The organism is Modicisalibacter radicis, assembly GCF_900961225.1.
GTDB lineage: Bacteria > Pseudomonadota > Gammaproteobacteria > Pseudomonadales > Halomonadaceae > Modicisalibacter.
In genome coordinates this window covers 31,813-44,132 of record NZ_CAAHFN010000087.1, presented here as the reverse complement: position 1 = coordinate 44,132, position 12,320 = coordinate 31,813, and the positions used below count along the sequence as shown (strand labels likewise).

14 protein-coding genes are annotated in these 12,320 nt (G+C 65.7%); 6 read left to right on the top strand and 8 right to left on the bottom strand.

The genetic code is table 11. The annotated features are described in order from the left end of the window. Positions 1-11: 11 nt before the first annotated feature. The 5 genes from HR9077_RS16145 to HR9077_RS16125 all read right to left on the bottom strand — a co-directional run bounded on the left by HR9077_RS16145 (position 12) and on the right by HR9077_RS16125 (position 4,725). Positions 12-1,295 (bottom strand): TRAP transporter large permease, encoded by a 1,284-nt coding sequence (locus HR9077_RS16145; RefSeq protein WP_136068121.1) that lies wholly within the window; start codon positions 1,293-1,295, stop codon positions 12-14. Then, positions 1,289-1,786, bottom strand: coding sequence for a TRAP transporter small permease (locus tag HR9077_RS16140; protein WP_136068119.1), 498 nt, complete (start codon positions 1,784-1,786; stop codon positions 1,289-1,291). Before HR9077_RS16140 ends, HR9077_RS16145 begins: the two co-directional genes overlap by 7 nt. A 23-nt stretch (positions 1,787-1,809) precedes the next feature. Further along, positions 1,810-2,811 (bottom strand): C4-dicarboxylate TRAP transporter substrate-binding protein, encoded by a 1,002-nt coding sequence (locus HR9077_RS16135; protein WP_136068118.1) that lies wholly within the window; start codon positions 2,809-2,811, stop codon positions 1,810-1,812. Positions 2,812-2,908: 97 nt separating this feature from the next. Beyond that, positions 2,909-3,988 (bottom strand): Ldh family oxidoreductase, encoded by a 1,080-nt coding sequence (locus HR9077_RS16130; protein ID WP_168380976.1) that lies wholly within the window; start codon positions 3,986-3,988, stop codon positions 2,909-2,911. Next, a complete protein-coding gene (locus HR9077_RS16125; protein WP_136068116.1) occupies positions 3,985-4,725 on the bottom strand; it encodes an SDR family oxidoreductase in 741 nt (246 codons plus the stop codon). Before HR9077_RS16125 ends, HR9077_RS16130 begins: the two co-directional genes overlap by 4 nt. A 245-nt stretch (positions 4,726-4,970) precedes the next feature. On the opposite strand from HR9077_RS16125, the gene HR9077_RS16120 reads away from it, so the two are divergent. Beyond that, positions 4,971-5,966 carry a GntR family transcriptional regulator gene (locus HR9077_RS16120; RefSeq protein WP_136068114.1) on the top strand — a complete coding sequence of 332 codons (996 nt, stop codon included), beginning with the start codon at positions 4,971-4,973 and terminating at the stop codon, positions 5,964-5,966. Positions 5,967-5,986: 20 nt separating this feature from the next. Here the strand turns inward: HR9077_RS16120 and pdxR are convergent, their stop codons facing one another. Then, positions 5,987-7,420 (bottom strand): MocR-like pyridoxine biosynthesis transcription factor PdxR, encoded by a 1,434-nt coding sequence (gene pdxR, locus HR9077_RS16115; protein ID WP_136068408.1) that lies wholly within the window; start codon positions 7,418-7,420, stop codon positions 5,987-5,989. Between the two features lie 151 nt (positions 7,421-7,571). Between pdxR and HR9077_RS16110 the strand changes: the two genes are divergently transcribed. The 5 genes from HR9077_RS16110 to HR9077_RS16090 all read left to right on the top strand — a co-directional run bounded on the left by HR9077_RS16110 (position 7,572) and on the right by HR9077_RS16090 (position 10,106). Further along, on the top strand, positions 7,572-8,021 hold the full coding sequence (locus HR9077_RS16110; protein ID WP_136068112.1) for a GNAT family N-acetyltransferase: 450 nt from the start codon (positions 7,572-7,574) through the stop codon (positions 8,019-8,021). 84 nt (positions 8,022-8,105) lie between these two features. Beyond that, complete coding sequence (locus HR9077_RS16105) at positions 8,106-8,735, top strand: FMN-binding negative transcriptional regulator (RefSeq protein WP_136068110.1); 630 nt, start codon at positions 8,106-8,108, stop codon at positions 8,733-8,735. 313 nt (positions 8,736-9,048) lie between these two features. Next, positions 9,049-9,138: a KGG domain-containing protein gene (locus HR9077_RS16100; protein ID WP_136068108.1), complete on the top strand. Its 90-nt coding sequence runs from the start codon at positions 9,049-9,051 to the stop codon at positions 9,136-9,138. Positions 9,139-9,237: 99 nt separating this feature from the next. Next, a complete protein-coding gene (locus HR9077_RS16095; RefSeq protein ID WP_136068106.1) occupies positions 9,238-9,441 on the top strand; it encodes a hypothetical protein in 204 nt (67 codons plus the stop codon). A 350-nt stretch (positions 9,442-9,791) separates the two neighbouring features. Beyond that, positions 9,792-10,106, top strand: coding sequence for a hypothetical protein (locus tag HR9077_RS16090; RefSeq protein WP_136068104.1), 315 nt, complete (start codon positions 9,792-9,794; stop codon positions 10,104-10,106). Positions 10,107-10,691: 585 nt separating this feature from the next. Here the strand turns inward: HR9077_RS16090 and HR9077_RS21930 are convergent. After that, positions 10,692-10,829, bottom strand: a complete 138-nt coding sequence (locus HR9077_RS21930) for a hypothetical protein (RefSeq protein ID WP_168380975.1) — start codon at positions 10,827-10,829, stop codon at positions 10,692-10,694. Positions 10,830-11,032: 203 nt separating this feature from the next. Then, positions 11,033-12,235, bottom strand: coding sequence for a nicotinate phosphoribosyltransferase (gene pncB, locus HR9077_RS16080; protein ID WP_136068102.1), 1,203 nt, complete (start codon positions 12,233-12,235; stop codon positions 11,033-11,035). Positions 12,236-12,320 lie beyond the last annotated feature (85 nt).

The following is a 12,320-nucleotide window of genomic DNA, read 5'->3' as shown; positions in this document are numbered from 1 at the left end:
CGCCGGGCCGCTCAGCGACCGAAGATCGCGTCGGGCAGGAACAGCACGATTTCCGGCACCAGCACGAGCAGCACGATGACCGCCACGGCGGCGATGAAGAACGGCACGGCCCCGCGCGTGTACTCCTCGACCGGGCACTTCATGATGGTGCATACCGCATACATCGCCGCGCCCACCGGCGGCGTGAAGTTGCCGATGGTCGCGGCGACGATGAAGACGATGCCGAAGTGCACCGGATCGCCGTCGAGGTTCTGCACCACCGGCAGGAAGATCGGCGCCAGCATGATGATCAGCACCGTGGCATCGACGAAGAAGCCGATGACCAGCACGAAGGCCAGGATCAACAGTTCGACGCCGATCAGGCTCTGGGTCTGCCCGACGATGGCGCCGGAGATCGCCTCCGGCAGGCGCTCCATGACGATGCCGTAGCTGAAGATCGCCGACAGCGCGATCAGCAGCATCACGGCGCCGACATCGGCCAGGCTTGCCTCGATCGCCTCCGCACCGCTGCGCGCGTTCATTTCGCGGTGCACTAAGAAGCCCACCAGCGCCACGTAGGCCACCGCGAAGGCGCCGATCTCGGAGGGCGTGAAGACCCCGCTGCGCAGGCCCACCAGCAGCAGCACCGGAAACAGCAACGCCCAGATCCCGCCGCGCAGCGCCTTGCCGGCCTCGCCGCGCGGCAACCGCGAGCTGCGCTCCGGCGGGTAGCCGCGGCGGCGGGCGATCAGCGACACCGTCAGCGAGAACGCCAGCCACAGCAACAGCGCCGGCACGATGCCGCCGGCGAACAAGCGACCTACCGAGACCTGGCCCACGCTGCCGAACAGCACCATGCCGATGCCCGGCGGCACGATGGGCGTGATCAGCGCACTGAAGCCGAGGATCGCCGTGGCGAAACCGCGCGCCAGGTTGCGCCGCAGCATCTCGCCGCCCAGCATCCGCGACTGCATGGCGGCATCGGCGATCGCCGAGCCGGAAACCCCGCCCATCATCGCCGACAGCGCGATGGTGACCTGGGCGAGCCCGCCGCGCAGCCGCCCGGTGATCACCGAGGCCAGTGCCAGCAGGCGCTGGGTGATGCCCGAGCGGTTGGCCAGGCTGCCCGCCATGATGAACAGCGGAATCGCCAGCAGGGCGAAGTTCTGGGTCTGGGAAACGGTCCGCTGGACCGGGATGGTGAAGGGCAGCGCCGGCTGCTGCAGGAAGAACAGCGCCCCCGAGATGCCGATGGCGAACGCCACCGGCATGCCGATCACCATCAGCACGAAGAAGGCCAGGGTCACGATCAGCATGGCGTGTCGCCTCCCTCGCTGGCGAATGGCTCGGCCCGCAGCTGGCGGCGCACCTTGAAGCCGGTGGTGATCAGCATCAGTACGCCGCCCACCGGCAGGCTGAGCGTCACCCACGAATAGCTGATCCAGGGAATCCCGCGGAAGCTACGCGCCCAGGAGGTCCACGACAGCCAGAACCCGGCGACCACCAGAAACACCAGAAACAGCGCGATCAGCAGGTAGTTGAAGAGCAACAGGCCCCGCTGGGCGCGCACCGGCAGCGTGCGCGTGAACAGATCCACCGACATCAACGCACCGCGCCGCCAGGCGATATCGGCGCACAGGAAGGTCGCCCAGGCGAACGCACAGGTCGCCATGTCGATCGTCCAGTTCAGCGGCACATGCAGGAAGCGGGCAACCCCGCCCAGCAACACGAGGGCCACCATGGCCACCAGCAGGATACCGGCGGCCCAGGTTTCGGCCCGGATACCGGCGCGAACCAGCGCGTGCATCGCTCACCCCCGTCTGCCCGGCTTCACTTGCCGATCTCCTCGGCCAGGCGTTGCTTGGCGTCGCTCAGACCGAGTGCCTCGTAGGCCTGCTCGCCGGCCTTCCTGAATGCCTCGCGGTCGATGTCGGTGATTACCGTCATGCCGTCTTCCTGCAGCTGCGCCTTGGCCTCGCTGGCGGCGGCCTCCATCCGACGCGAGGCTTCCTGGCCGGCCGTTCGACACTCCTCGACGAGGATCCGCTGGTACTCCTCGGGCAGCCCCGCGAACCAGCTCGCGCTGACCACCTGGAAGTTGACCAGGGTGATGTGGCCGGTCTCGATCGTATAGTCGAGGACCTCGCCCAACCCGCCGGCGGTGATGTTGGGGTAGACCAGTTCCGCGCCGTCGATCGCCCGCGACTGCAGGCCCGAGTAGACGTCGCCGAAATCCATCGCCACCGGCGCGGCCCCCAGGGCACGAATCGATTCCTGCCAGATCGGTGCCGGCGGCGTACGCACGCGTACCCCCTTGAGATCGGCCGGGGCATGGATCTCCTGGTTGGTGAAGAAGTGGCGCTTGCCCTGCACCCAGTCGAAGCACACCACCTGCAGGCCATAGTCGTCGGCCAGCTGCTGCTGCCACGCTTGCATGGTCGCTGCGTCGTTGAGCTTGTCGACGTCGGCCATCGACTCGATGAAGTAGGGGCCGTTGATCACCGAGATTCCCGGCACGTAATTGCCCAGCCGCGCGGCGTCGGTGTTCTGGCCGATGTTGGCGCCCTGGCGGATCTGTTCGATGATGTCCTCCTCGACGCCCAGCTGGGCGCTGTGGAAGACATCGATCGTCAGGTGGCCGTCGGTGCGCTTTTCGACGTTCTCGGCCCATTGCAGGAAGCCCTGGTGGAACGGCTCGTTGGGGCCCAGTACGTGATTGAAACGCAGCGTGAAGTCCTCCTGGGCCGCCGCGCCCGTGGGCAGCGCGGCGATCGCCACTAACGTGCAGGCGGGCGCCGCGAAACGGGTGAGTACCTGGCTTAGCGTGGGCATGCTCGTCTCCTTGTCGTTATCTCGCTTGCGTGCTGGATTGCCTCGGCTGCCGCGCTTGCAACGGACGCGACACCGCTTCAACCGGTTGTTCTTGGCGTCATGTGGCACCCCGCCGATTGTCGGGCGGCCAGGCCAGGCCGAAGCGTTCGGCCAGCGCCGCATAGTGGGCCAGCGTATCGGGGTCGAGCGGAATGCCGTGGCGTTCGCGCTCGGCGGCCTCGCGCCACTCCCGATCGCCCGGCGCCATGACCTCACCGCCGTCGACGGCCGGCGAGCCGCGCAGGGTTTCCAGGTAGCGCGTCATGCCCGCCTCGAAGGTGGCCGGCGCCACGAAGGCCGCCGGATCGAGCGCCAGCACGAAGGCGCCGAGCCCGCGCGGCGTGCTGAGGTCGGGGCCGGGCATCGGCGCGATGTCGAAGCTCAGCTGCATGCCGGTCAGCACCGCGCTGAGGATCTCCACCAGGCCGCCGAGCCCGGCGCCCTTGAAGCCGAACTCGCCACCCAGCGGGGCAAGCATGTCGGCCCGCTCGGCGTCGCGCACGTCCCGCCCTTCCACGTCCGAGGCGACGCCCTCGGGCAGCACCCGGGCCAGGCTGCGGTACAGCTGTACGCGGTTGTAGGGGATGGCGCTGGTCGCCATGTCGAGCAGCCACGGCCGCTGCCCCGCGACGGGCACCGCGGCGGCGATCGGGTTGGTGCCGTGAAAGCGGCTCTTGCCCTCGTGCAGGCGCACGAAGCTGTCCGAGTTGCAGAACGCCAGGCCGATGTAGCCCCGCTCGGCGGCCGCCAGGGCATAGGCGCCAGCGGGGCCGAAGTGCGAACTGCGCCGGATCGTCACCGCGCCGATGCCCTGCCGCCCGGCCAGCGTGACGGCTTCATCCATCGCCCGGTACGCGGCCAGCGCGCCGTGACCGTCGTCGCCATCGAGTACCGCGGTGGCACCGCCCGCTTCCAGTCGCAGCGCGGGGCGAGGATTGACGCGTCCGGCCTCCATCACCGTCACGTAGTGCTGCAGCAATCGTGCGCCGTGGCTGTCGATGCCCAGCCGCGAGCCGTGCATCATCGCCCGGGTCGCGGCATCCGCGGTCGCCGCGTCGGCGATCCGCGCCAGCACGTCGTGAATGAAGCGCTCGAGGCGCGCGGCCTCCACCCGCCGTGCGTCATGCGTCGAGGTCACAGCGTCTGCCCTCCATCGATGACGATGGTGGTACCGGTGGTGAAGCCGGACTCATCGCTGCCCAGCCACACCGCCGTGGCGGCCATCTCCTCGACGCTGCCCAGGCGGCCCATCGGCTGGCGGGCGATGAACTCGCGGCGCGTGGCCTCGGGGTCGGCCGTGGCCGCGATACGCGCTTCGAGCGAGGGCGACAGGGTGGTGCCGGGGCACAGCGCATTGCAGCGTACGCCGTTGCCGATGGCATCGCGGGCCACCGCCTTGGTGAGGCCGATCACCGCCGCCTTGGCGGCGCCATAGGCGGCGCGACGCGGCACACCGGTGATGCTCGAGGCCACCGAGGCGACATTGATGATCGAGCCGCTGCCCCGTTCGAGCATGCCTGGCAGCACCGCGCGGATGGTGTGATAGACCGAGGTCACGTTCTGGTCGAAGCTGCGCTGCCAGTCGTCGGCGTCGCAGTCGAGCAGGGTGCCGTCGTGCACCCAGCCCGCGCAGTTGAAGAGGATGTCGACGCGCTCGCCTTCGAGCAGTGCCGCCACCGCTGAAGCGTCGGTGACATCGAGTTCGGCGATGGTGATCCCCGGCGCCTGATCGGGCAGATCGGCCATCTTGGCCCGCGTCCGGCTCGCCGCGATCACCTGCGCCCCTTCGGCCGCGAAGGCCAGGGCCACCGCCCGGCCGATGCCCTGGCCGGCTCCCGTCACTACCGCTCGCTTACCGTTCAGGCGTGCCGCCATGCGTCCTCCGCTGGGCTGTGTCGTCGTGGCGCACCCCACTGATGCGCACCGGTAAATTGTCTAATGTGTACGTTAGACACCCATGGTCGGCCTCGCAAGCGCGGGGGACGGTCCTGCAACCAAAGTCGAGGAGGGCGGCGTTGCATCCTTTCGGGTCCGCGCCGGGCATGGAAGAATGCGATGCGGGCCGAACCCCCATCCGCCGTCACCGGCATCACAACCACGGGTCGAAGCGATAACCCACCATGACCGAGCCAACCGATCAGGCGGCGCCTCGCGGTGCTGCGCCCCGCCTTCACCAGCGGGTTCACGCGATCCTCGCCGAGGAGATCCACACCGGTCAGCTCGCCGATCGGGAGCGTCTCGCCGAGACGGCCCTGGCCGCGCGCTTCGGGATCAGTCGCGCACCGGTACGCCAGGCGTTGACGGCCCTGGCCGCCGAAGGACTCGTCGAGCGTCGTCCGGGCGGGGGCTTTCGCGTGCGTGCGGCGCATCACGCCGCGGCCCGGCCAGGCACCGCCCGCCAGCCCCAGGCGCTGGCCAGTCAACCCAGCTGGGAGAAGATCTACGCGGAGGTGGTCGACGAGATCGTCCCGCGCACCGCCTTCGGCGACTGGCGGGTCATCGAGAGCGAACTGGCCCGCTACCACGCTGTCAGCCGCACGGTGGCGCGCGAGGTGATGGCGCGCCTGCAGCAACGCGGCATCGTGCGCAAGGCCGGCCATTCGCGCTGGCACGCCCCGGCGCTGACCCCGGCGCACGTCAACGATGTCTACGAGATGCGCGAGGTGCTGGAGCCGGCGGCGCTGATGCGGGCCGTCCCGCACGTGGCGCCGGAGCGCATCGCGGCCATGGCCGAGCGGCTACGCACGGCCATGGCGCGGGCGACGACGCTGGCCGGGCATGAGCTCGACCGGCTGGAAGGCGACCTGCACGGCGAGGTGCTGGGGGCCTGCCCCAACCGCGAAATGCGCCAGGCGATTCGCTTCTATCACTCGCTGCTGGTGGCGCACAGCTTCCTGTACCGCTGGACGCCGCCGCTCTACGCCACAGAGCCGTTCCTGCCCGAGCACCTGCGCATCTTCGAGGCGCTCGAGACCGGCCACACCGCGCGGGCCGCCAAGGCGCTCGAGGAGCATCTGCGCGCCTCGCGCGAGCGCGCCATCGCCCGTGTCGAGGCGGTAGCCAGCGCGCCTCGCCCCGCGGCGTTGCCCTATCTTCAGGAAATCACCGACGCCTGAGCGTTCACTCCCCCTTGCGCTCAGCGGCTTTGCAAGTCCAGCCAGGCGCGGCTCAGCCAGCCACCGGCGTGCGCGATCTCGGCCTCGTCGCTGCCCGCATAGCCCAGCACCAGCCCCGGTTGGCGGGCCGGGCCGAGGTAATAGCGCGACAACGGCGATAGCGTCACCCCGGCCGCGTCGCCGGCCTCGACCAGCCGGCGCTCCTCGTCCAGCGAGTCGAGTCGCGCAACCAGGTGCATGCCGGCATGTCCCGACGACAGGTCGAGCCCCTGTACCACCGCCGGGGCCAGGGCCTGGCGCAGCCACACCTGGCGCTGGCGGTAGACACCGCGCATGCGCGCCACGTGCCGGGCGAAATCCCCCGCCTCGATGAACTCGGCCAGCGCCGCCTGGACGACGTACTGTCCTTCGCGATGCAGGCGGGCGTTGGCCCGCCGGAAAACCTCGACCAGCCCCTCGGGCAGTACCAGATACCCCAGGCGCAGCCCCGGGTAGAGCACCTTGCTGAAGGTACCGACATAGATCACCGGGGCGCCCTCGGCGAGTCCCTGCAGCGAGGCCAGTGGCGCACTGGTGTAGCGGAACTCGCTGTCGTAGTCGTCCTCGATGAGCCAGGCCCCGTGACGTTCGGCCGCCTTCAACAGCGCCAGCCGGCGATGCAGCGACAGGGTGACCCCGAGCGGGTATTGATGCGACGGCGTCACGTAGATCAAGCGCGGCGACGGCCCCGCCGCCCGCTCCGGGTCGAGCCCCGCCGCGTCGACGGGAACCGGCTGCATCGCCAGCCCGGCCATCGCGAAGCAGGCCTGCACGCCCCCGTAGCCGGGCTCCTCGAGCCACGCCGTGTCGCCGGCATCCGCCAGCAGCCGGGCGATCAGCTCGAAACCCTGCTGGGCGCCCTGGGTGATCAGGATCTGCTCCGGACGACAGCGCACCGAGCGCGACAGACGCAGGTAATCGCATAGCGCCGCCTTGAGCGCCGGCAGCCCGCCCTGGCTGCGGTAGTCGAGCCAGTCGGTGGGCGAGCGCTGCCGGTGACGACGCAACAGCCGCTGCCAGCGCTCGCGGGGCAACAGGTCGAGCGCCGGCACCCCCGGGACGAAGGCGCGATGGCCACGACTCACCATCGCACAGAAGTCGAGCAGCCGCTGGCCGCGGTCCGAGAGCGGCGGCGCGTCGAACGCCGTCGCCGCTGGCGGTGCCACCGGCAGCGGGCCAAGCTCGGCCACCCTCAGGCCCGAGCCCTGCCGGGCCTCCACGAAGCCTTCCGCCACCAGTCGATCCATGGCGGCCAGTACCGTGTTGCGGCCGATCCCCAGCGCCCGTGCCAGCCGCCGCGACGACGGCAACGCCTCGCCGGCGGTCAGTTCGCCCCGCTGGATCCAGTCGCGCAGCGGCGCGTACAGCCGCTGCGCCAGGGTCACGGTCCCGCTCCGAGGCTGATCCAGCTGCATGGCCAGGGCCTCGACGATCCACTCGCCACGGCGGCGTTCTATGGTCACTGGTTCCCTCGATATATTCGTAACTGGCTCTTATCGACAAACCACTATGCGCCGACACTGGATGCCTGTCATCTCTCGACGACCCGCCCTGTGGAGGCCCCTCATGAGCGTCATCCGCCCCGCCACGCTGTCCGACCTCGAGCCGCTGAGCCAGTTGCTCGACGATTACCGCCGCTTCTATGCTCAGCCGGGCGATCGGCCCGCCGCGCGCGCATTCATCGCTCAACGCCTGGCCCTGGCCGATTCGCGGCTGCTGGTGCATGGCGATGACGCGGGAGCGCTGAACGGCTTCGTGCAGCTCTACCCGCTGCTCTCCACCGTCAGCCTCGCCCCGCGCTGGTTGCTCAACGACCTTTACGTCAATCCCGAGGCGCGCGGCCGCGGTATCGGCCGCGCGCTGATGCAGGCCGCCGCGACGCTCGCCCGCGAGCATGGCGTCCCCCGCCTGACGCTCAGCACGCAGACGCACAACAGGACCGCCCAGGCGCTCTATGAATCGCTGGGCTGGCAACGCAACGACGCCTTTCACGGCTATACGCTGACGCTCGATTGACCGAAACAGGCACAGGAGATCCGACCATGCGTTCCTGCCACGCCTCACACCGGTATGCGCCCCAACCCGGCACCAGGAGGCGGCATGTATCTACCTGAACAGTTCGCGGTGACCGACCCGGGGCAGTTGCACGCCATCGTTCACGCCCACCCCTTCGCAACGCTGATCAACGCCGGCGGCGACGGGCTGACGGCCGATCACCTGCCGTTGCTGCTGTTTCCCGACGAGGGCACGCACGGCGTGTTGCGCGGTCATATCGCGCGTGCCAATCCGCTATCGCAAGAGGGCGGTGGCCAGGCATTGGCGATCTTCCATGGGCCGCATGCCTACATAACGCCGAGCTGGTATCCCGCCAAGCGTGAGCATAGTCGCGTGGTGCCGACCTGGAATTACCAGGTCGTTCATGCACACGGCCGGTTGCGCCTCATCGATGACCCCGAGTGGCTCGAGCGTATCGTCGCGGCACTGACCCGGCGCTTCGAGCAGCCTCGCCCGCGGCCCTGGAGCCTGGACGACGCGCCCCGCGCCTACGTCGAGGCCATGTGTCGCGGGATTGTCGGTATCGAGCTGGTCATCACCGCCCTGAGCGGCAAACACAAGGCCAGTCAACACCGCCCGCACGCTGAGCGCGTCAACATCCGCGCGGGCCTACAGGACGAGTACGCCCACGACGCCGTCAGCGCCCGTTGCCTGAGCGGCTTGGAGGAGGACTAGCAAGGCAGGCAGCCAGACCGACCAGCGCTCGGAGAGCCCGACAAGCGCTACGCCAAGGGCACTGGTTACTTGGCGCTCAAGGCGCTTTCCGGAATGAATTAACCGAGATAAACAACCCAGATCAAGAACGGATTTTTCTCTCAAAAATGCTCACCCATCGTTGCTTTTTTTACACATGCAGATTTGCCGAGTTCGCCGAGCGTGGCTAACTTCAAGAGTGTCACACGGAATTGTGACACTCGATATGAAGTGAAGCGGAAAGTCTTTTTACGATAGACACGCTCACATCAACCAGATTGAAAGGAGCAATATCATGGCTGAACATCGTGGCGGTTCTGGTAACTTCGCAGAAGATCCCCAGCGTGCATCCAAGGCCGGCCAGAAAGGTGGCCGCAACAGCTAAGCCGTAACCTCGACATGGAAACCGGTAAAGGGGATGTGCCAGGAATGCACAAGGACGTGCCGAAAAGCGAGAACCAAGTTCAAGGAAAGAAGCTTAATCATGGCCAATTCCGTCAAGGACAAGAACTACAACATGATTAGTTCTATCTATCATCTCGCCCAGGGCTCGGAAAATTGCAAGCAGTATGCCAGCGACGCCCAGCGTGACAACGATGACGAAGCCGCCAAGTTTTTTGAAGAGCTACAGCGCTTTTATTCGGAACATGGCGACAAGGCAGCCAGGATATTGAAGGAGCGTCTGTAGAGACTCGCTCCAGTCTGGCCGGGACAAGCCAGGCTAACCTTGCACCGACGGGACCGGTGATCGCCGGTCCCGTTTCTTGTACGACCGACATATATGATCCTCATTAAAATGCGGCCCGCAGCTATCCGAACCGAGTGCGATAAAGCTCGTTCAAAGCAATAAGGGCTCAGCATTCTACCGTGGAATCCGGGCCCTAATCGCGCTTCAGTTATTGCATGATGACTTTGATAAACGGTGCTGACCGCTTGTCGTGGAGTTCATGCCAGACGACCCCTTAACGACACTTGCTCTTATGACGATTCGCGGACTACGCTTTCCTTGTCACTCGATTTCTGCGCCAAGGAAGCCCCATGTCGGAATCCAACGGAAAGGATACAGGAAACGCAGACGGCAGGAATGCCGCCGATAATGCCGAGAGGGAAAAGAGCCGTCGCCTCGTCGACAAGGACAGGCCGAAAGAGGCCGCCGGCACCCGGCCCACGCAGGACCGGGATACCGAGGTCTACCGGCCCGACGCCAATGTCGACAACGAGAAGGAACCCGCCTCTCGGCAGACGCCGGGACACAACAGCTCGCCGGGCGCCCAGGCAAGCGAGCAGAAGAGAAGAAAGCGTCACATCGACGATGCCTCGGATGCAGTGGACTCACCGCGGCGAGACGGCTGATTCCCCTTGGCCAATGCCGGGCCCGCACGAGCCGAGTGCCGGGCGAATCCGGAAACCATCCATGCGTCTGCATCGACCCACTATCGCTTGCCGCCGGGCTACCTTGCATCGGCGAAGCCCTGACCGGCGAGGCAGTCATGCATCAGTCATCTTCGATATAGCGCCGTCCGAGCAAGCACGGCAGATGCAGTCAGACAACGTCAAATGGCGCCATGTTCACTCTCCACCGTCATCATGCGACTAGACGGCCCCTTCCTTGCCCGGGCGGTCACGGAAACGCTTCCATGGTGAGACTCAGACCTACACCTGATACTCTTCACGACGCTTATTCTTCTTATCATGGTCGGCGGCACCCTGTGGATAATACTCAACCTCTATACACGCATGATGCCGTCGATGCTGCCCTGGTAGCCGTACCCCTTCAGCGTCGCTTACCAACGGCACTGGCATGCGACTCGAAGGCGGCAGGCCACACAAGGCAAGCCGTGGGAGGGAGTTTCGTCGGTTCCCATCGACATGGCCTGTCGACAGGATTGGTCATCCAGGGGGAACGTCAAGCCATGGGCGTGACGACAGCTTTGAAGTTCAACCTAGATAGGCGGCAACGGTGTCGTGCACGGCACGCTGAATGCGTGCCGCGTCAGCCCAGTACTGCAGAACCTCCGGATCGAATTGCAGGCTTCGAGCCTCCACCGGGCGAACAATAGCGGATGATGTATTCATGAAAGCGCTCCTGATTGGGCTAACTTTCAATATAATACTTTTTTCGCTGCAGCGCAGCATATGCGACTAATGTCTTTTTATTAAGACTCTACTAAATTAATACCAGCCGCTACACGCCAATCGTTGCGCGCATTTTCATAACTTCTTCACGAAGATCGCTCGAAAGACGAAAGACGATGCGGCATCGCCTTCCACCACCTCGATCAATGCGGCACACCGAAAACACTTTTCATGTACTTGACGTAATCGTGGTCGCGGGAGGTGGCCTTGCCCGGTTCGTCGGAGATCTTTGCGACCGGACGCCCGTTGCACGACATCATCTTGATCACGATGTTCAGCGGCCTGAGCCCCGGCACGTCGCAGGTCAGGCTGGTGCCGATGCCGAAGCTGGTCCTGATCCGCCCCTGCAACGCCGTCTTGATCTCCATGGCCCTGTCGAACGTCAGTGCATCGCTGAAGATCAGCGTCTTGGTCATCGGATCGATGCCCAGCTTTTCGTAATGCCGGATACACTTCTCGGCGAAGATCATGGGATCGCCGCTGTCGTGACGCAGCCCGTCGAACAGCTTGGCAAAATACAGATCGAAATCGTTCAGAAACGCATCGAGGGTGATGGTATCGGTCAGGGCGACGCCCAGATGCCCCCGATACTCCTGCACCCAGGCCTCGAGCGCGGACTGCTGGCTGTCGATCAGCCGGCTGCCCAGTTGCTGATGGGCCATGATCCATTCATGAGCCATGGTACCCATCGGCGCAAGGCCGTGACGACGCGCGATATCGACGTTGCTGGTTCCGACGAAATTGCCGGGAAACTGGCGTTCGAGAACCTCGATGATGGCTTCCTGAACGGGTTGGGAAAGACGCCGGCGGGTGCCGAAATCCGCCAGGTTGAACCCCTTGAGCTCGTCGGGTGAGTAGTGACGGTTCAGCGTATCGATCTTGGCATGCAGCTGCGCCACAGCCTGATCGACGGTCACCTCGGGATACAGGGCGCGGTTACGGACCTCGCTGATGATCGCCAGTATGACGATCTCGTAGAGGATGCTATGCGACCAGGGGCCATCGATGACGATACACAGGTCATCGCCGTCCATGCCCACGACGACATATTCCGGGTTGAAACGGAACAGCTCAAGGAAGCGGATGAAATCCGGGGTCATGTAGGCAAAGCTACGCAGATAGGCCGATTCCTCCCGGCTCAACTTCAGCGTCGCCAGATAGTCGATCTGGGCCCGTATCTCGTCGACATAAGGCGCCAGGTCCTCGGCATTGCGAGAGCGGAATTCCCACGTCACGCTGGCATTGGGATACTTGTGGTGGACCCCCTGCATCATCGTGATCTTGTACCAATCGGTGTCCAGCAAGGAGTTGATGATGGGGCCTTGCGCACGGTAGGTATCAGTCAATGCCGCCTCCGGAGCCGTCGTCGTCCTGAAAAATGCCATGAGCCTAGTTTGCAGTCACATCCCGGTAAATGCTAATGGCCGGCCC

Coding starts and splice junctions, on each gene's coding strand:
- HR9077_RS16145 (WP_136068121.1), bottom strand. CDS start 1,295: ATGCTGATCGTGACCCTGGCCTTCTTCGTGCTGATGGTGATCGGCATG.
- HR9077_RS16140 (WP_136068119.1), bottom strand. CDS start 1,786: ATGCACGCGCTGGTTCGCGCCGGTATCCGGGCCGAAACCTGGGCCGCC.
- HR9077_RS16135 (WP_136068118.1), bottom strand. CDS start 2,811: ATGCCCACGCTAAGCCAGGTACTCACCCGTTTCGCGGCGCCCGCCTGC.
- HR9077_RS16125 (WP_136068116.1), bottom strand. CDS start 4,725: ATGGCGGCACGCCTGAACGGTAAGCGAGCGGTAGTGACGGGAGCCGGC.
- HR9077_RS16120 (WP_136068114.1), top strand. CDS start 4,971: ATGACCGAGCCAACCGATCAGGCGGCGCCTCGCGGTGCTGCGCCCCGC.
- pdxR (WP_136068408.1), bottom strand. CDS start 7,420: ATGCAGCTGGATCAGCCTCGGAGCGGGACCGTGACCCTGGCGCAGCGG.
- HR9077_RS16110 (WP_136068112.1), top strand. CDS start 7,572: ATGAGCGTCATCCGCCCCGCCACGCTGTCCGACCTCGAGCCGCTGAGC.
- HR9077_RS16105 (WP_136068110.1), top strand. CDS start 8,106: ATGTATCTACCTGAACAGTTCGCGGTGACCGACCCGGGGCAGTTGCAC.
- HR9077_RS16100 (WP_136068108.1), top strand. CDS start 9,049: ATGGCTGAACATCGTGGCGGTTCTGGTAACTTCGCAGAAGATCCCCAG.
- HR9077_RS16095 (WP_136068106.1), top strand. CDS start 9,238: ATGGCCAATTCCGTCAAGGACAAGAACTACAACATGATTAGTTCTATC.
- HR9077_RS16090 (WP_136068104.1), top strand. CDS start 9,792: ATGTCGGAATCCAACGGAAAGGATACAGGAAACGCAGACGGCAGGAAT.
- HR9077_RS21930 (WP_168380975.1), bottom strand. CDS start 10,829: ATGAATACATCATCCGCTATTGTTCGCCCGGTGGAGGCTCGAAGCCTG.